General features: G+C 73.4%; 14 protein-coding genes. 12 read left to right on the forward strand and 2 right to left on the reverse strand.

From position 1 onward, the window contains the following. The first annotated feature begins 328 nt into the window (after positions 1 to 328). The 8 genes from ABZW30_RS10315 (at position 329) to ABZW30_RS10350 (ending at position 9844) form a co-directional block, all read left to right on the forward strand. Positions 329 to 829, forward strand: coding sequence for an SRPBCC family protein (locus ABZW30_RS10315; protein ID WP_355670614.1), 501 nt, complete (start codon positions 329 to 331; stop codon positions 827 to 829). Further along, positions 826 to 2019 (forward strand): aminotransferase class I/II-fold pyridoxal phosphate-dependent enzyme, encoded by a 1194-nt coding sequence (locus tag ABZW30_RS10320; protein WP_355670615.1) that lies wholly within the window; start codon positions 826 to 828, stop codon positions 2017 to 2019. The genes ABZW30_RS10315 and ABZW30_RS10320 overlap by 4 nt, the downstream gene beginning before the upstream one ends. Positions 2020 to 2320: 301 nt before the next feature. Further along, positions 2321 to 3589 (forward strand): ergothioneine biosynthesis glutamate--cysteine ligase EgtA, encoded by a 1269-nt coding sequence (gene egtA, locus ABZW30_RS10325; RefSeq protein ID WP_355670717.1) that lies wholly within the window; start codon positions 2321 to 2323, stop codon positions 3587 to 3589. Next, positions 3586 to 4929, forward strand: a complete 1344-nt coding sequence (gene egtB, locus ABZW30_RS10330; protein ID WP_355670616.1) for an ergothioneine biosynthesis protein EgtB — start codon at positions 3586 to 3588, stop codon at positions 4927 to 4929. Before egtA ends, egtB begins: the two co-directional genes overlap by 4 nt. Further along, on the forward strand, positions 4929 to 5678 hold the full coding sequence (gene egtC / locus ABZW30_RS10335; protein ID WP_355670617.1) for an ergothioneine biosynthesis protein EgtC: 750 nt from the start codon (positions 4929 to 4931) through the stop codon (positions 5676 to 5678). The genes egtB and egtC overlap by 1 nt, the downstream gene beginning before the upstream one ends. A gap of 45 nt (positions 5679 to 5723) precedes the next feature. Further along, a complete protein-coding gene (gene egtD / locus ABZW30_RS10340; RefSeq protein WP_355670618.1) occupies positions 5724 to 6695 on the forward strand; it encodes an L-histidine N(alpha)-methyltransferase in 972 nt (323 codons plus the stop codon). Between the two features lie 199 nt (positions 6696 to 6894). Next, positions 6895 to 8319, forward strand: coding sequence for a sugar porter family MFS transporter (locus ABZW30_RS10345; RefSeq protein WP_355670619.1), 1425 nt, complete (start codon positions 6895 to 6897; stop codon positions 8317 to 8319). 424 nt (positions 8320 to 8743) lie between these two features. After that, positions 8744 to 9844, forward strand: coding sequence for a nitric oxide synthase oxygenase (locus tag ABZW30_RS10350; protein WP_355670718.1), 1101 nt, complete (start codon positions 8744 to 8746; stop codon positions 9842 to 9844). Positions 9845 to 9863: 19 nt separating this feature from the next. On the opposite strand, the gene ABZW30_RS10355 is transcribed toward ABZW30_RS10350, so the two are convergent. Then, positions 9864 to 10535 carry a TetR/AcrR family transcriptional regulator gene (locus tag ABZW30_RS10355; RefSeq protein ID WP_355670620.1) on the reverse strand — a complete coding sequence of 224 codons (672 nt, stop codon included), beginning with the start codon at positions 10533 to 10535 and terminating at the stop codon, positions 9864 to 9866. A 175-nt stretch (positions 10536 to 10710) separates the two neighbouring features. Between ABZW30_RS10355 and ABZW30_RS10360 the strand changes: the two genes are divergently transcribed. From ABZW30_RS10360 to ABZW30_RS10375, 4 genes are all read left to right on the forward strand, one after another. Further along, on the forward strand, positions 10711 to 11874 hold the full coding sequence (locus tag ABZW30_RS10360; protein ID WP_355670621.1) for an acyl-CoA dehydrogenase family protein: 1164 nt from the start codon (positions 10711 to 10713) through the stop codon (positions 11872 to 11874). Positions 11875 to 11910: 36 nt separating this feature from the next. After that, on the forward strand, positions 11911 to 13110 hold the full coding sequence (locus ABZW30_RS10365; protein ID WP_355670622.1) for an acetyl-CoA C-acyltransferase: 1200 nt from the start codon (positions 11911 to 11913) through the stop codon (positions 13108 to 13110). A gap of 29 nt (positions 13111 to 13139) precedes the next feature. Next, entirely contained in the window at positions 13140 to 13898 is a 759-nt protein-coding gene (gene fabG / locus ABZW30_RS10370) for a 3-oxoacyl-ACP reductase FabG (RefSeq protein ID WP_355670623.1), read from the forward strand. 287 nt (positions 13899 to 14185) lie between these two features. Further along, on the forward strand, positions 14186 to 15580 hold the full coding sequence (locus tag ABZW30_RS10375; protein WP_355670624.1) for a S53 family peptidase: 1395 nt from the start codon (positions 14186 to 14188) through the stop codon (positions 15578 to 15580). Between the two features lie 221 nt (positions 15581 to 15801). Here ABZW30_RS10375 and ABZW30_RS10380 read toward each other — a convergent pair whose 3' ends face one another. Continuing rightward, the gene (locus ABZW30_RS10380) at positions 15802 to 17829 is read right to left on the reverse strand and encodes a hypothetical protein (RefSeq protein ID WP_355670625.1); all 2028 of its coding nucleotides are present in this window, start codon (positions 17827 to 17829) and stop codon (positions 15802 to 15804) included. Positions 17830 to 18024 lie beyond the last annotated feature (195 nt).

The raw sequence follows: 18024 nt of genomic DNA on the forward strand, positions 1-18024 counted from the left end.
TGTGACTCCTTCACTCCGGTTCCGGTGGTGCAGCGCCTGGGGAATGCTGCCGTGACTGATGAGACTACAAGCACGGAAGATCCTCCCCCGCACCCCGAACGGGTGCAAGCGGAGTGCGCCCTTCCCCGCGAACTGCGTTCTTTGCGTGGCGTTCACCCGTCGTTCGGGGCCCGGGAGGTGCCGACGAAGGACTCCCGGGCAGCGGGTCCGTACGCCGGGGTCCGTATGCCGGGGTCCGTATGCCGGGGCCCGTATGCCGGACGCCAACTCGGCTGCGGTCCATCAGCATTCCGCCCTGGCGCGGCACCGGCCCGGTTAGGGTGGGCGGGTGGACCCCAACCACTACCGTTTCCGGGGCGTGTGGCGGCTCGCGGCACCGGCGTCGGCGGTGTACGCGGCCCTGGAGGACGTGCGGAGCTACCCGCTGTGGTGGCCGGAGATCCGCGAGGCCCGGGAGATCGACGAGGAATCCGGCGAGCTGGTGGTCCGCGCGCTGCTGCCGTACCGGCTGGTGATCGGCCTGGAGTCGACCCGCCGTGACCCGGCCGCCGGGGTGCTGGAGGCGGCGATGCGGGGCGACCTCAACGGGTGGTCGCGGTTCACGGTCGCGGCGGACGGACCGGGCGGCGCGCGGAGCCGGGTGCTGTTCGAGGAGGACACCCGGCCCGGCAAGTCCCTGCTGCGGCGCCTCGCGCTGCCGCTGCACCCACTGTTCCGGGCCAATCACGCGGTGATGATGTATCGGGGGCGGCGGGGGCTCTCGGCGTATCTGACGGGCGGCGGAGCAGACGGCGCGGGCGCCGGCGGACAGGGGACGGCGGACCGATGACGGACGACGGATTCCAGCGGACAGCTGACACCCTTCGAAATCCGTCAGCTGTTCGCGGTGCGCCCGGCCCCGCCTTCGACACCCCCTTCGACCGCACGGGCACCGGCAGCAGCAAGTGGACCCGGGCCAAGGCCCCCGGGGTGATCCCGATGGGCCTGGCCGACATGGACCTGCCCGGCCCGCCCGCCGTCGCCGAGGCACTGGAGCGGCGCGCCCGCCACCGCGCGTACGGCTACACGGTCTGCGATCCGGCCGGGCGGACCCTGGTCGCCGACTGGTACCGCGCCCGGCACGGCGTGGCGGTGGACCCCGACTGGGTCCTGCTGCTCCCCTGCGGTCCGCGCACGGCGCTACGCCTGCTGCTGGACACCCTCCACCCGCAGGCGCCCGTCCTCTTCCCCACCCCCGAATGGGGCGGCTTCACCCAGCTCTGCCGCGCGGCCGGGATCGACCAGCGCGAACTGCGGCTCCCCCTCGGCCCGGACGGCTACCGCCTCCCCGACGGCCCGCTCCCCCGCCCCACCGCCGCCGTCCTGCTGAGCAGCCCGCACAACCCCTCCGCCCGGGTCTGGCCCGCCACCGAACTGCGCGCCCTGGCCGAGCGGGCCGCCGAGGCGGACGCACTCCTGGTCTCGGACGAGGTGCACGGCGACCTCACCCATCCCGGACACGTCCACCCCGTGGCGGTCACCACCGTCGACCCGGCCGTCCGGCACCGCACGGTCACCCTGAACTCCGTCGGCAAGACCTTCAACTGCTCCGGCATCCCCAGCAGTTTCGCGCTCGTCCCCGACCCCGCCCTGCGCGCCCGGCTCACCGACACCCTGGCCGGCTACGGCCTCTGGGAGGGCGGCCTGCTGGAGCAGACCGTGCAGCAGGCCGCGCTGCGCGAGGGCGGCCCGTGGCTGGACGCCCTGCTCGCCCACCTCGCCGCCGCCCGCGACCGGCTCACCGAGCACCTGGGCCCCGCCGTCCGCTCGGCGCCGCAGGCCTCCTACCTGCTCTGGCTGGACGCCGCCGCCCTCGGCCTGCCGCCCGCCACCGCCCGCCGGGCGCTGCTGGAACGTTGCGGCCTGGAGGCCTCCGACGGCGCCGACTTCGGCCCCGGCGGCTCGGGCGCGCTGCGGCTGAACTACGCCCTGCCGGGCCCGGTGCTGGACACCGTCCTGGCCCGGCTGGACCGTCTGTGACCCGGGCATGTGCCCATGCCGAGAGCGACCCCCACACCCCGCGCACACCCCGATCCGAACCCTCGCATTCACCCGATCGCCATGCCACCGACCTGCGAAAACGAACATTCACGCGATATTTGCGAAGCGCCCCGGCATGCTCCGTAGCAGACTGGGCAGGGTAGACCGGGCCGCAATCGTGATCCCGAGGATGGTGAGTCCGGTGACACCGATTTCCCGCACCACTCCGCCCGACCGGCAGAGCGCACCGACGCCCCCGACGGGGGTGACCCCGTTGACCGAATCGGGGGCGCGCAGCCATGTGTCGGGCGTCTGTTTCAAGATCGGACCGCCTCGACTGGTGGGTGTCGAGGTCGAGTGGTTCGTCCATGACGACCGATGTCCCACCCGACCCGTCCGGCCCGAACTGCTCCACGCCGCACTGGAGTCGCTGCCCCTCGGCGGCCCGGACGGCACCTCGCTCCCCTCCGGTTCGCGCCTCACGCTCGAACCCGGCGGACAGGTCGAGCTCAGCTCCCCGCCCGCCTCCGGCCTCCTGGCCTGCGTCGGCGACACCCGACGCGATCTGACCGCCCTGCGGGCCGCCTTCGCGGCGCAGGGCCTGCGCCTCACCGGCACCGGGACGGACCCGCTGGCCCGCCCCCGGCGGATGGTGCTGGACCACCCCCGCTACCTCGCGATGGAGCGCTTCTTCGACTCGGCCGGCCCGTGGGGCCGGATCATGATGACCGGTACCGCGTCCGTGCAGGTGTGCCTGGACGCCGGTGACGCGAACGGCCCGCACACGGTGGAACGGCGCTGGCAGCTGGTCCACCGGCTGGGCCCGGTGCTGGTCGCCGCCTTCGCCAACTCCCCGCTCCTGGACGGCAGGCCGACCGGCCACCGGTCCACCCGGCAGACCGTCTGGTCCCGGATGGACCCGACCCGCACCCTGGCCCCCGAGCCGGACCACGGCGACCCCCGCGAGGCCTGGGCACAATACGTGTTGGACGCCGAAGTCCTGTGTGTGCAAAGGCCGGAGGGCATGCCGTGGACGGTTCCGTCCGGGCTGACCTTCCGCGACTGGATCCGCGGCGGCGGCGAACGCCGTCCCACGCTCGCCGACTTGGACTACCACTGCACCACGCTGTTCCCACCGGTGCGCCCGCGCGGCCACCTGGAGCTGCGGATGATCGACGCCCAGCCCGGTGACGGCTGGGTGGTGCCCACCACCCTGGTCACCGCGCTGCTGGACGACCCGGTGGCCGCCGACGCCGCGCTCGCCGCGCTGGAGCCGCTCGACTCCTTCGACCGGCGGGAGGGGGCGACCGGCCCGCGCCCGCCGCGCAGCGACGTCTGGCGCCGCGCCGCCACCCTGGCCGTCGCCGACCCCGAGCTGCGCCGCGCCACCCTCACCTGCTTCGCCGCCGCCGACGCCGCGCTGGGCCGCCTACCCGGCGCCGGGCGGTTGCGCACCGCCGTCGCCGAGTTCGCCGAGCGCTACCCCGCGCGCGGCCGCTGCCCGGCCGACGACCAGCTGGACGCCCTGCGCTCCGGCGCCCGACGCACTCCCCCGGAGGAGGCACCATGACCGACGTCCGACCGCCCGCCGACCCGGGAACGGGAACCGAGGCGCTGCGCGAGAGCATCGCCGCCGAGCTACTGGCCGCCCGCGCCCGGACCGCCGCGTTGACCGACTGCGTCGAGGACGCCGATCTCACCGCCCAGCACTCGCCGTTGATGTCCCCGCTGGTCTGGGACCTCGCACACATCGGCAACCAGGAGGAGCTCTGGCTGCTGCGCAACGTCGGCGGACGCGACCCGATGCACCCCGAGATCGACCCGCTGTACGACGCCTTCCAGCACCCCCGGGCCGAGCGCCCCGGCCTGCCGCTGCTGCCGCCCGCCGAGGCCCGCGCGTACGCCCACGAGGTGCGCGGCCGGGTGCTGGACCTGCTGGCCTCCAGCCCGCTCGTGGGCGCGCCGCTGCTGGACGCCGGCTTCGCCTTCGGGATGATCGCCCAGCACGAGCAACAGCACGACGAGACGATGCTGATCACCCATCAGCTCCGCAGGGGCGAACCCGCCCTGGCCGCTCCCCCGCCGCCGCCCGTGCCCGCCGACGCGGCCACCCTGCCCGCCGAAGTCCTGATCCCCGCGGGCCCGTTCACCATGGGCACGGACACCGAGCCGTGGGCGCTGGACAACGAGCGCCCGGCGCACGCCGTCGACCTACCGGCCTACTTCCTGGACACCGCCCCGGTCACCAACGCGGCCTTCCAGCGCTTCATCGCGGACGGCGGCTACGACGACCCGCGCTGGTGGACCCCGGAGGGCTGGGAACACCGCCGCCGGGCCGACCTGACCGCCCCGCTGTTCTGGAAGCGGCAGGACGGCCAGTGGCTGCGCCGACGCTTCGGCACGGTCGAGCCCGTCCCCCCGAACGAGCCGGTACTGCACGTCAGCTGGTACGAGGCGGACGCGTACGCCCGCTGGGCCGGGCGGCGCCTGCCGACCGAGGCGGAGTGGGAGAAGGCGGCCCGGCACGACCCGGCCACCGGCCGCTCGCGCCGCTACCCCTGGGGCGACGGCCCGCCTGGCCCCGAACACGCCAACCTCGGCCAGCGCCACCTGCGCCCGGCCGCGGCCGGCAGCTATCCGCAGGGGCAGTCCCCCTACGGTGTCCGGCAGTTGATGGGCGACGTGTGGGAGTGGACGGCCAGCGACTTCCGCTCCTACCCGGGATTCCGGGCCTGGCCGTACAAGGAGTACTCCGAGGTCTTCTTCGGCCCCGAGTACAAGGTGCTGCGCGGCGGCTGCTTCGCGGTGGCGCCGGTCGCCTGCCGGGGCACCTTCCGCAACTGGGACTACCCGATCCGGCGGCAGATCTTCGCCGGCTTCCGCACCGCCCGCAGCCCGGAGGAGGCCTGATGTGTCGTCACATCGCCTACCTGGGCGAACCATTGGCGCCGCGGGAGCTCCTGGTGCACCCGCCGTACGCGCTGTACCGCCAGTCCTGGGCACCCCGGACCCAGCGGCACGGCACGGTGAACGTGGACGGCTTCGGCCTCGGCTGGTACGCGGACGGCGACGAGCTGCCCGCCCGCTACCGCCGGGCCGGGCCAATCTGGGCGGACCCGACGTTCGCCGACCTCGCCCGGGTGATCCGCACCCGGGCGCTGCTGGCGGCCGTCCGCTCCGCCACCGAGGGCTGCGCGGCGGGCGAGAGCGCGGCCGCGCCGTTCGCCGCCGGGCGCTGGCTGTTCAGCCACAACGGCGCGATGGCCGGCTGGCCCGGCGAACTGGACGCGCTCGCCGCCCTCCTCCCGCCGGCCGAGCTGCTGCAGCTGGAGGCCCGCACCGACTCGGCGCTGCTGTGGGCCCTCACCCTGCACCGACTGCGCCGGGGCGCGGACCTCGGCGAGGCGCTGGCGGGCACCGTCGCGGACGTCGCCGCGCACACCACCGGGCGGCTCAACCTGCTGCTCACCGACGGCACCGCGATCGCCGCGACCACCTGGGGCGACACCCTGCACCACCGCGCCCTGCCGGGCCTCGGAACGGTGGTGGCCTCCGAGCCGTACGACGACGACCCGGGCTGGACGCCCGTCCCGGACGGCTCCCTGCTGCTGGCCGACGCCCGGGGCGTCACCGCCCGGCAGCTTCCCGGCCACTCCTGACCGTCCACTCTCCCTTCATCTTCTGAACAGAGGAACCACCCTGTCATGGACACATTCGATCTCGCCCGACTGCTGCCCGCCGACCACTTCAGCACCGCGCTGCGCCACGACGTGCAGCACGGCCTGACCTCCGAACCCAAGCGGCTGCCGCCCAAGTGGTTCTACGACGCACGGGGCAGCGAGCTGTTCGAGGAGATCACCCGACTGCCCGAGTACTACCCGACCCGCGCCGAGCGGGCCATCCTGACCGCCCGAGCCGGCGAGATCGCCGCCGCCACCGGGGCCCGCACCCTGGTCGAGCTCGGATCCGGCTCCTCGGAGAAGACCCGGCTGCTGCTGGACGCGCTGCGCTCGCGCGACACCCTGGAGACCTACGTCCCGGTGGACGTCAGCGAGAGCGCGCTGACCGCCGCCGGCACCGCGCTCGCCGCCGAGTACCCCGGACTAGCCGTGCACGGCGTGCTCGCCGACTTCACCGCCCGGCTCGGCCTGCCCCCGGACGGCGGCCCCCGGCTGGTCGCCTTCCTCGGCGGCACCCTCGGCAACCTGCTGCCACAGGAACGCGCGGCCTTCCTGCGCGGCCTGCGCGCCGCCCTCGACCCGGGCGACTTCCTGCTGCTCGGCACCGACCTGGTCAAGGATCCGGCGGTGCTGGTCGCCGCCTACGACGACAGCGCCGGGGTGACCGCCGAGTTCAACCGCAACGTACTCAACGTGCTCAACCGCGAGCTGGGCGCCGACTTCGACCCGGACGCCTTCGAACACGTCGCGCTCTGGGACCCCGAGCAGGAGTGGATCGAGATGCGGCTGCGCTCGCTGCGCTCGCAGACCGTGAAGATCCCGGCGCTGGACCTGCCGGTGCACTTCGACCGGGGCGAGGAGCTGCGCACTGAGGTGTCGGCCAAGTTCCGCCGGGAGCGGGTGGCCGGGGAGCTGGCGGCGGCCGGGCTGCGGCTGAGCCACTGGTGGACGGACCCGGAGGGCCGGTTCGGACTGTCCCTCTCGGCCCCGGCCTGAGCGGACGCCCGCGACGACCGCCCGGGCGCGGGCGCCCGGGGGCGGCCGCACCGGCGCCCAGGGCACGGGGAGCCCAATTTGCTTTTTCACCTTACGAATTCGCAAAGCGGCCTTGAGGTCCCCGGTGTACAAGACTTAAACGAATAGGGGTTACGATCGCGACTACCGAGCTCAGTGTTGAGTACCAGGAGTCAAGATCGTGAGCGTCACCCAGAAGCCCTCCGGGGCGGTCGAGGCCCCCGCGCCCGGCCGCCTCGGCTTCGTCGTCTTCATCACCGCCGCAGCGGCCCTCGGCGGCTTCCTGTTCGGCTACGACAGCTCCGTGATCAACGGCGCCGTCTCCGGCATCCAGGGGAAGTTCGGTGTCGGCAGCGGCGAGACCGGCCTGATCGTCTCCTCGGCGCTGCTGGGCTCGGCGGTCGGCGCCGCGCTGGCCGGCCGCTTCGCCGACCGCTACGGCCGCATCAAGGTCATGAAGGCGGGCGCGCTACTGTTCGCGGTCAGCGCCGTCGGTTCGATGCTGCCCTTCTCCCCCTGGGACCTCGCCCTGTGGCGCGTCCTCGGCGGCGCGGCCATCGGCATCGCCTCGGTGATCGCCCCGACCTACATCGCCGAGGTCGCGCCGACCAAGTACCGGGGCCGGCTGGCCTCCTTCCAGCAGGCCGCGATCGTGCTCGGCATCGCGATATCCCAGCTGGTCAACTGGGTGCTGGCGGACGCCGCCGGCGGTGACACCCGCGGCCACCTGCTCGGCCTGGAGGCCTGGCAGTGGATGCTCGGCATCTGCGTGGTCCCGGCCGCGGTCTACTTCGTGCTCTCCTCGGTGATCCCCGAGTCCCCGCGCTACCTGATCCAGGCCGAGCGCCTGGACGACGCCCGCAAGGTGCTGGCCGAGGTCGAGGGCGAGGGCGTGGACGCCGATGCCCGGATCGCCGAGATCCAGTCGCTGATCGCCTCCGACCACCGCCCGCGCTTCCGCGACCTGCTCGGCGGCCGCTTCGGCCTGCTGCCGATCGTCTGGGTCGGCATCGGCCTGTCGGTCTTCCAGCAGCTGGTCGGCATCAACGTGATCTTCTACTACTCGTCGATCCTGTGGCAGTCGGTCGGCATCGACCAGAGCAACTCGCTGCTGATCAGCTTCATCGGCTCGGTCATCAACATCCTCGGCACCGTGATCGCGATCCTGCTGGTCGACCGGATCGGCCGCAAGCCGCTCGCCCTGATCGGCTCGGTCGGCATGGCCGTCACCCTCGCCGCGGCCGGCTGGGCCTTCTCCTCGGCCACCGGCACCGGCGACAACGTCTCGCTGCCCGACCTCCAGGGCAGCGTCGCCCTGATCAGCGCCAACGCCTTCGTGCTGTTCTTCGCGATGTCCTGGGGCGTGGTCGTGTGGGTGATGCTCGGCGAGATGTTCCCGAACCGGATCCGCGCCGCGGCGCTCTCCGTCGCCGCCTCCGCGCAGTGGATCGCCAACTGGGCGATCACCGTCTCGTTCCCGTCCCTCTCGCGCTGGAACCTCTCGGCGACCTACCTGGTGTACGCGGCCTTCGCAGCGCTGTCGACCGTCTTCGTGGCCAAGTTCATGAAGGAGACCAAGGGGATCCGACTGGAGGACATGGGCTGATCAGCCTTCCATGGGCTGATCCGACGGTCGGACGGGCCCCCGCACCCTAGCGCGATCAGCGCGGGTGCGGGGGCCGAATCGTTCACTCTCTGCGGCGGATCAGCCACCTCAGGTACTCCTGTGCGGCAGGAGGGATGTGTCCTTGATCTTCAACCGGCTTCGCCCCCGCAGAACCGCCGCCGCCCCGAGCGGCGGCTGTCCGTACGCCCACGCCCACGCACCGGGCGCGTTCCCACAGCCCGTTCCCGCGGTGTTCCCGCAGACCCCGCAGACCCCACAGACCGTTCCGACGCCCGCGGCACAGACGCCCGCGGCGCAGACGTCCGCACCCGCACCCGCACCCGCACCCGCACCCGCACCCCAGACGCCCGCAGCGCAACCGCCCGCAGCGCAACCGCCCGTACCGCAGCTGCCGGACCCCCGACTGCCGCCCGCGCCACCGCCGTTCACCGACCCGGGCCAGGCCGCCGAGTTCATCCGCCAGTTCCACCACGAGCAGCCCGCCGCCGGTGACCCGCAGCCGCGACTGCGCGCCGTCCTGGACGAGATCGACCGCACCGGCAGCTACCGGCACACCCCCGCCGAACTGACCTACGGCGCCAAGCTCGCCTGGCGCAACGCCGCCCGCTGCATCGGCCGGCTCTACTGGCGCAGCCTGGTGGTCCGCGACCTGCGCCACCTCTCCTCGGCCGACGACATCGCCACCGAGTGCTTCGAGCACCTGCGCACGGCCGGCAACGGCGGCCGGATCCGCCCGGTGGTCTCGGTGTTCGCCCCCGACCGCCCGGGCCGTCCGGCCGCGCGCATCCTCAACCAGCAGCTGGTCCGCTACGCCGGACACCGGGTCGAGGACGCCGTGGTCGGCGACCCGGCGGGCGCCGTGCTCGCCGCCCGGGCCCGCGACCTCGGCTGGAAGTGCGCCGAGGACCGCTTCGAGGTGCTGCCGCTGATCATCCAGGAGGGCCCCGGCGAGCGCCCGGTCTGGTACGGGCTGCCGGACGACACCACCCTGGAGGTGCCGCTCGGCCACCCCGGGTACGAGTGGTTCGCCGAGCTCGGGCTGCGCTGGTACGCGGTCCCCGCGATCAGCGACATGACCCTGGAGATCGGCGGCGTCCGCTACCCCACCGCACCGTTCAACGGCTGGTACATGGGCACCGAGATCGGCGCCCGCAACCTGGCCGACGCCGATCGCTACGACATGCTCGGCACGGTCGCCGAGCGGCTGGGCCTGGACACCTCCAGCGACCGCACGCTCTGGCGCGACCGCGCGCTGATCGAGCTCAACATCGCGGTGCTGCACTCCTTCCAGGAGGCCGGGGTGACGATCGCCGACCACCACACCGAGTCGGAGCGCTTCCTCAAGCACGTCGCCCAGGAGAGGCGGCTGGGCCGCCCCACCCCGGCGGACTGGAGCTGGATCGTGCCCCCGGTCTCCGGCGGGCTGACGCCGGTCTACCACCGGTACTACGACCCGGTGGACCCCGATCAGCGGCCGGCCTTCGTCGCCCGCGAGCCCTGGTAGGAGCGGCCAGGCGCCGGGGCTACGAACGCGCGGCGAGGCGCTCGAAGCGCAGCACGAGTCCGTCCAGCAGCGCCTCCAGGCCGGTCTCGAACGCGCCCTCGTCCACCGCCCCCCGGTGCCCGGCCAGCCGGTGCGCCTCGCCGAGGTGCGGGTAGTCGGCCGCGTCGTAGACCCCGGCGTCCGCCGGGAAGCCGGCCGCGAAGGAAGCGAGCGCGGAACCGGTGACGAAGTAGCGCATCAGCGCGCCGATCCGGGTGGCCTGGCCGCGCGGCCACCCGGACTCGACCAGGTGCCCGAAGACGGCGTCGGCCAGCCGCAGCGCGTTGGGCCGCCGCCCCGGGCCCTGGGCGAGCACCGGGACGATGTTGGGGTGGGCGGCCAGCGCGGCGCGGTAGGAGCGGGCCCAGTCGCGCAGCGCCTGCGGCCAGGGCGTCGTCAGGCCGACCGGGAGGCCGGGGTCCGCGTCGCCACCGAACATCGACAAGTCGACTTCACCGATGACGCTGTCCACCACCGCGTCCAGCAGTTCGTCCTTGGTGGCGAAGTGGTTGTAGAGCGAGGGCCCGCTGACCGACAGCACGGTGGCCAGGCGGCGGGTGGAGAGGGCGTCCAGCCCCTCCTCGTCGATCAGCCGCAGGGCGGCGGTGACGATGCGCTCGCGGCTGAGCAGCGGGGTGCGCGGACGGGCCATCGCGGTGACTTCCTCCGATTCCTCCGGCCGGCTCCCCCGGTCGGGTGGGTGGGGGACCGATTCTGGCAGGTGCCTCTTCCCAGCGCGGGCCACCCGGGGCTACAGTCCCCCCGTAAAACTTGCAGCGCTAGTTTATCGGCCTGCAGCCTCCACCGGGCCTGAGTCGGGAGCCGCCGTGAATCTGGAGTTGTCCGACGAGCAGAGCGCCGTCAGGGACCTCGCCGCCGCCTTCGCCGACCGCGAGATCGTGCCGTACGCCGCCGAGTGGGACCGCGTGGAGTCCGTGGACCGGTCGATCATCGGCAAGCTGGCCGAGGTCGGCTTCCTCGGTCTGACCATCCCGGAGGAGTACGGCGGCAGCGGCGGCGACCACCTCGCGTACTGCCTGGTGCTGGAGGAGCTCGGGCGCGGCGACTCGGCCGTGCGCGGGATCGTCTCGGTCTCGCTCGGCCTGGTCGGCAAGTCGATCAACAGCTACGGCACCGAGGAGCAGAAGCGGCACTGGCTGCCCCGGCTCGCCTCGGGCGAGGCGCTCGGCTGCTTCGCGCTCACCGAACCCGGCACCGGCTCGGACGCCGCCAATCTGACCACCCGGGCCGTCCGGGACGGCGACGACTGGCTGATCAGCGGCGCCAAGATGTTCATCACCAACGGCACCTGGGCCGACGTCGCGCTGGTCTTCGCCCGCACCGGCGGCAGCGAACCCGAGCAGCGGGGCCACCGGGGCATCACCGCCTTCCTGGTCCCCACCGACCTGCCCGGCTTCAGCCGCACCACCATCCACGGCAAGCTCGGCCTGCGCGGCCAGGCCACCGCCGAACTCGCCCTCGACGACGTCCGGGTGCCCGACGGCGCCCGGCTCGGCGAGGTCGGCAAGGGCTTCACGGTGGCGATGGCGGCCCTGGCCAAGGGCCGGATGTCGGTCGCGGCCGGCTGCGTCGGCATCGCCCGCGCCTGCCTGGAGGCCTCCGTCCGCTACGCGGGCGAGCGCGAGCAGTTCGGCCGGCCGATCGCCTCGCACCAGCTCGTCCAGGAACTGCTGGCCGGCATCGCGGTGGACGTCGAGGCCGCCCGGCTGCTCACCTGGAAGGTCGCCGACCACATCGAACGCGGCCTGCCGTTCGCCACCGAGTCCTCGATCGCCAAGCTCTACGCGAGCGAGGCCGCCGTCCGGGCCGCGAACAACGCGCTCCAGGTGTTCGGCGGCTACGGCTTCATCGACGAGTACCCGGTCGGCAAGTACCTGCGCGACGCGCGCGTGATGACCCTCTACGAGGGCACCAGCCAGATCCACCAGCTGCTCATCGGGCGTGCCCTGACCGGCGTCAACGCCTTCTGACCCTCCTCCCCCCGCTAACCCGATTAGGAGCACGACGTGCGTCCTGTCTACTTCGCCGCCGCCCGCCGCACACCCATCGGCCGGCTGCGCGGAGCGCTCGCCACGGTCCGCCCGGACGACCTCTCGGCCACCGTGCTGCGCGCCCTGCTCACCGACGTACCCTCCCTCGACCCGGCCCGGATCGACGACGTCTACTGGGGCGCCGCCAACCAGGCCGGCGAGGACAACCGCAACGCCGCCCGGATGGCCGTCCTGCTGGCCGGCCTGCCGGAGACCGTCCCCGGCGCCACCGTCAACCGGCTCTGCGCCTCCGGCCTGGAGGCCGTCACCCTCGCGGCCCGGGCCATCGGCTCCGGCGAGGCCGACGTGGTGCTGGCCGGCGGCTGCGAGTCGATGACCCGCGCGCCCTTCGTCCTGCCCCGCCCCGACGAGGCGCTGCCGCACCGGATCGAGACCTACGACACCCGGCTCGGCTGGCGGCTGACCAACCCCCGGATGGCCGAGCTGCACGGCGTGCTCAGCATGGGCGAGACCGCCGAGGAGGTGGCCGGCCGGTACGGCATCGGCCGGGAGCGCCAGGACGCCTTCGCGCTGCGCAGCCACCAGCGGGCCGCCGCCGCCCGCAAGGACGGGCACTTCGACGCCGAGCTGATCCCGGTCGAGCGGCCGGACGGGGTGACGGTGAGCCAGGACGAGGGCATCCGCGAGGACACCAGCCTGGAGAAGCTCGCCAGGCTCAAGCCGGCCTTCCGCCCGGGCGGCACCGTCACGGCCGGGAACGCCTCGCCGATGAACGACGGCGCGGCCGGGTTGGTCCTGGTCGGCGAGGAGGCGCTGCGCGACCTCGGGCTGCAGCCGCTCGGCCGGTACGTGGCCGGGGCCTCGGCCGGGGTGCACCCGGACGTCATGGGCATCGGCCCGGTGCCCGCGACGCAGAAGGTACTCGGGCGGGCCGGCTGGACGCTGGCCGACCTGGACACCGCCGAGCTCAACGAGGCCTTCGCCGCCCAGGCGCTGGCCTCCGCCGACGGCATCGGGTTCAGCCCGGAGCAGGCGGACGAGGTGGTCAACCCCAGCGGCGGGGCGATCGCCCTCGGCCACCCGCTGGGCGGCTCGGGCGCCCGCATCCTGACCACCCTGCTGCACCGGATGCACCGCACCGGCGCCCGGCGCGGCCTGGCCACGATGTGCGTGGGCGTGGGGCAGGGTACGGCCGTGCTGGTCGAGAACGTCTGAGGGAGTTTCCAGTGATCGGAGGAACTGACATGGCCCGTTTCGCGGGGAAGGTCGCCGTGGTGACCGGCGCGGCGCAGGGCATCGGCGCGGCCACCGCCCGCCGGCTGGCGGAGGAGGGCGCGACGGTCGCCGTGGTCGACCTGACCGCCGAGCGGGCGGCCGGGACGGTCGCCGAGATCACCGCCAAGGGCGGCACCGCCCGGGCGTACGGCTGCGACGTGGCCGACTACGACTCCGTCGACACGGTGTTCGCGCGGGTCGCGGAGGACCTCGGCGGGCTGCACATCCTGGTGAACAACGCCGGCATCACCCGGGACAACCTGTTCTTCAAGATGCCCAAGGCCGACTGGGACGCGGTGCTGACGGTCAACCTGACCAGCGCGTACAACTGCAGCCACGTGGCGCAGAAGTACATGGTGGCGCAGAAGTACGGGAAGATCGTCTCGCTCAGCTCGCGCTCCGCGCTCGGCAACCGGGGCCAGGCCAACTACGCGGCCGCCAAGGCCGGCATCCAGGGGCTCACCGCGACCCTGGCGATCGAGCTCGGGCCGTTCAACATCAACGTCAACGCCGTCGCCCCCGGCTACATCGCCACCGCGATGACGGCGGCCACCGCCGAGCGGGTCGGCGCCACCGCCGAGGACCACCAGACCGAGGTGGCCGCCCGCACGCCGCTGCGCCGGGTGGGGCAGCCGGAGGAGATCGCGGCGGTGGTGGCCTTCCTGGCCAGCGAGGACGCCTCGTACGTCAGCGGGCAGACGCTGTACGTCAACGGCGGGGCCCGGTGACCTGACAGAGGCTTACCAGAGGCCGGTCAACTTGGTAAACTTGGCCAACTCGGTGAAAACTGTGAAACCGATGAGGCCTTGCTGACGAATCGTCAGCCAACCGTCCCAGGTGCGGGGTTACCTTCACCTGGGACGGCCTTTACCTTTTCGCGTGGCCGAGCATGACCATGTCGTCGATCGGACTACCCCACCAAATGACTATGGCATGATCATGCGGCAGTCGATGGGATGGCCGGACCGACCCGACCGGTCCAAGGTCGGGCCCTGCGTCCCCCTCAAGGAGTCCCATGGGCAGCCCCGCTACCCTCCGCCGCGCCCTGGCTCTGCTCGCCACGGGGGCCACCGCCCTCACGGCCGGCACCATCGCCGTACCGGCTGTCGGCGCCGCGACCGCCGCCCCCTCGCACGACCTCGCGGGTGTCCACGTCCGCCCCGCCTCGGCCGGACACCACCTCGCCACGGCCCGCCCGGCCCCGCTGAGCACCACCCAGTGCGTCAGCCAGATCGGCATCCACTGCTACTCGCCGCTGCAGTACCGCACCGCCTACAACCTGAACCCCCTGTACAAGGAGGGCATCACCGGTAAGGGCCGCACGATCGTCATCGTCGACTCCTTCGGCTCGCCGACCATCCAGCACGACCTGGAGGTCTTCGACAAGCAGTGGGGCATCCCGGACACCCAGGTCGAGGTCAAGAAGTGGGGCAACGTCCCCGTCTTCGACCCGAAGAACCCCGACCACACCGGCTGGGCCGGCGAGACCACCCTGGACGTCGAGTACGCCCACGCGATCGCCCCCGACGCGCACATCGTCCTGGTCGAGACCGGCGTCGCCGAGACCGAGGGCGTCACCGGCCTGCCCGAGATGATGGACGCCGAGAAGGACCTCATCAAGAAGGGCGTCGGCGACGTCATCTCGCAGAGCTTCGGCGCCACCGAGAACACCTTCCCGGGCTACGACAAGGGCGACTTCAAGTCGCTGACCGACCTGCGCTACGCCTTCAAGGCCGCCGCCGACCGCAACGTCACCGTGCTCGCCGCCTCCGGCGACAACGGCGCGACCGACGCGCAGCTCAACGGCACCGACCTGTACCCGTACAAGGTCAACTCCTGGCCGTCCTCGGACCCGCTGGTCACCTCCGTCGGCGGCACCCAGCTCACCCTGGACGACAACGGCAAGCGCACCGCGGCCGACAAGGTGTGGCACGACAAGTCCGGCGCCGGCGGCGGTGGCGTCTCCGGCATCTTCGAGCGCCCGTGGTACCAGGCCGGCGTCGCGAACGTCACCGGCGACCACCGCGGCACGCCCGACATCAGCATGAGCGCGGCCGTGGACGGCGCCGCCTGGACCTACGAGTCCTACGACCCGACCGCGGTCGGCTGGCACCTCACCGGCGGCACCAGCGAGGCCACCCCGCTGTTCTCGGGTGTCGTCGCCCTCGCCGACCAGCTGGCCGGCCACCGCCTCGGCCAGCTCAACTGGCGCATGTACGGCCTGAGCCTGCTGCCGAACCAGTGGAGCGGCATCGTCGACGTCAAGGACGGCGACAACGGCTGGAACGGCGTCACCGGCTACAACGCCACCGAGGGCTACGACCTCGCGAGCGGCCTCGGCACCATCGACGGCGCCAAGTTCGTCCACGCGCTCGCCGGCGATGTGCAGGGCGACGAGGACCAGCAGTAAGCAGGGGTCGGTGCGTGACGACTGGCAGCTGGCAGCAGCCGACAGCCGTCAACTGACAGCTGACAGCTGACAGCTGACAAACAACAGCGAACGGATAACAGATTTCGAAATCTGTTATCCGTTCGCTGTTTGCTGTCTTCTGTTCGCTGTTCGCCGTCAGGTGTTGGCGGTCAGCGCTTGGCCGCCGGTTTCAGCCGACGGACGGTAGCTGGGTTCAGGCCTTACTCGACCGGGGCCGGGGCCGGGGCAGCGGCCAGCTGGGCGAGGTAGCGCTCGGCGGCGCGGAGCTTGCGGCCGTCGGGGCCCGGGAGATAGGCGCGCAGCTCGATGATCTCCGGGGCGATCCGGATGGCCTCCGCACGGTCGCTGATCGAACGCCAGCAGGCCTCGGCGTTGGTGGCCGCCTGCTGGGTCTCCCGGTGGTCCGCGCCCAGCGAGCGGAGCAACGTCAGGGCCACCTCGCGGTAGATGTCGGCCGCCTCAGCCGGTCGGCCCGCGAGCCGGCACACGTGCGCGCGCACCTGGCGCACCTGGAGGACGGGCCCGGAGACGGCCCCGTGCTCGGCGATCGCCTCCAGTTCGAGCGCGAAGGCGAGATCGGTGGCGGCGGCGTGGTCCCCGGCCTCGGCGCTGCGGACGATCCGTCCGATGACCTCGCGGTAGTCCGCGCGAGGCGCGTTGGCGGCCGGGGCTTCGGCGACAGCCTCGGCGGGAGCTTCGGCAGGAACGTCGGCCGGCGCAGGCAGCTGATCGGCGGGCGCCTCCTCGGCCGGGGCCCGGTCCTGCGGCACCTCGTCCGCCGGCGCCGCCTCGACTGCTTCGACCTCGACCTCGACCGCCACGACCTCGGCCTCGGCCTCGGACGCTACGACCTCGACAGCTTCAACCTCGGCCGGGACGGCGTCCTGGGGCTCCTCCGCGACCGCCGTCTCAGCGACCCCGGCGACCTCGGCGACCGCCTCGACGCTCTCCTCGACGACCTCAGCCGGCTCGACGGCCCCGCCCAGCGTCACCGGCTCCGGCTGCGCCTTGCGCAGCGTCACGCCCGCCGGTCGCACGGCGTCCGCCACCGACACCTCGGCCTCGGCCGAACCGGGCTTGCGCAGGCTCACGTTCGACGCCTCGGCAGGCTTATCGCCCGCCTTCAGCAGGCTGACCGGCCGGGCCGGTCGCGGCGGGGTGGGCGGCACGCCCGACTTGATCAGGCTCACCAGGCCGTCGGCGGGCGGGGTCGGCACCGGCCGCTCGGCCACGGCGTCCTGCGGCCCGGCCTGACGCGGCAGCGGCGGCACCGGGGGCAGCAGATGCTCCGTCGGAACGGCGTCCGACACCGACCCGGCGTCAGCCATCGGTACGGCGTCAGCCATCGGCACCGCGTCGACCGTCCGCAGCGCGTCCGTCATCGGCACCGCGTCCGACATCGGCGGAATCCCGGCCACCGGGGTCTCGCCCCGCCGGGCTGTGTTGCGGAACACCGGGCGGTCCGGCACGTGCGTGGCCAGGATGACCACGTCCGGCCGCAGCACCGAGTACACCTGCTGCCGCAGCTGCTCGGGCGCCAGCACGTCGCCCGCGCCGGGGCGGCCGCCGTGCAGCGCCTCGATCAGGGCGCGGGTGAAGGTGCCGATCTGCTCCGGGTCCGGGCTGACGACCGCCCACAGCGGGATGCCCTCGCTGAGCGGCGAAACCGTGCCCTGGAGGTACGGCCAGGCGTTCTGGTCGGCGCTCAGGTCGGCGATGACCAGGGTCTGCCACTCGGCCGGACGGTGGCTCAGCTCGGCGGCGACGGCCTGCCAGGGCAGTCCGTCCTGCTTGGAGTCGCGCAGGGTCAGCTGGAGCTGGCCGCCGCGCTTGTCGGCGACCACGTGTCCGCCCAGGTGCACCAGCAGCGGCCCGGGGTGCCGGGAGGCGGCGCGCAGGTGGGCGAGGACGGTGTGCGGGTCGCCGGCGCCGGGGAGGTGGACGGCGTCCACCGCGTCCGCGGCGAGCAGTACCTGCGGGGAGACGGCGGCGAGCATCGCCGACAGCACCGGTGCCTGGGTCGGACCGCCCCGGCCCCAGGTGCGGCGGCCGGAGTTGCCGTACCCGCCCTCGATCACCAGGATCCGGCCGCGCGGCGCCGCGCCCAGCCCGCCGGTGCCGGCGGCCGCGCCGCCCGGGACGACGAACGGCGGCGCCGTGGCCGAGGACGGCACGCCCGCGGCGGGCAGGCCGGTGAGGGTCCATCCGGTGGGTGCAACCGGCGGCACGGGTGCCACCGGCGGCGCGGGCGGTACCGGAGCCGGCGCTACCGGGGCGGACGCGGCCGGGGGCGCCGGGGGCGTGGGCGGCGGCTCGTACAGTGCGGCGGGCCCGGGCGGGTGCTCCTCGACGGACTGGCGCGCGGGCGGCGGCGGTACGGCGTCCCAGGGGCCCGAGTCCGCAGCCGGCTCGGGACCTCCGGA

Source organism: Kitasatospora sp. NPDC004669, assembly GCF_040609455.1.
Taxonomy (GTDB): domain Bacteria; phylum Actinomycetota; class Actinomycetes; order Streptomycetales; family Streptomycetaceae; genus Kitasatospora.

Bases quoted from the DNA above. Each gene is read 5' to 3' on its own strand.
- ABZW30_RS10355 (WP_355670620.1), bottom strand. From the start codon at position 10,535: ATGGCCCGTCCGCGCACCCCGCTGCTCAGCCGCGAGCGCATCGTCACC.
- ABZW30_RS10375 (WP_355670624.1), top strand. From the start codon at position 14,186: ATGGGCAGCCCCGCTACCCTCCGCCGCGCCCTGGCTCTGCTCGCCACG.
- fabG (WP_355670623.1), top strand. From the start codon at position 13,140: ATGGCCCGTTTCGCGGGGAAGGTCGCCGTGGTGACCGGCGCGGCGCAG.
- egtB (WP_355670616.1), top strand. From the start codon at position 3,586: ATGACCGACGTCCGACCGCCCGCCGACCCGGGAACGGGAACCGAGGCG.
- egtD (WP_355670618.1), top strand. From the start codon at position 5,724: ATGGACACATTCGATCTCGCCCGACTGCTGCCCGCCGACCACTTCAGC.
- ABZW30_RS10320 (WP_355670615.1), top strand. From the start codon at position 826: ATGACGGACGACGGATTCCAGCGGACAGCTGACACCCTTCGAAATCCG.
- egtC (WP_355670617.1), top strand. From the start codon at position 4,929: ATGTGTCGTCACATCGCCTACCTGGGCGAACCATTGGCGCCGCGGGAG.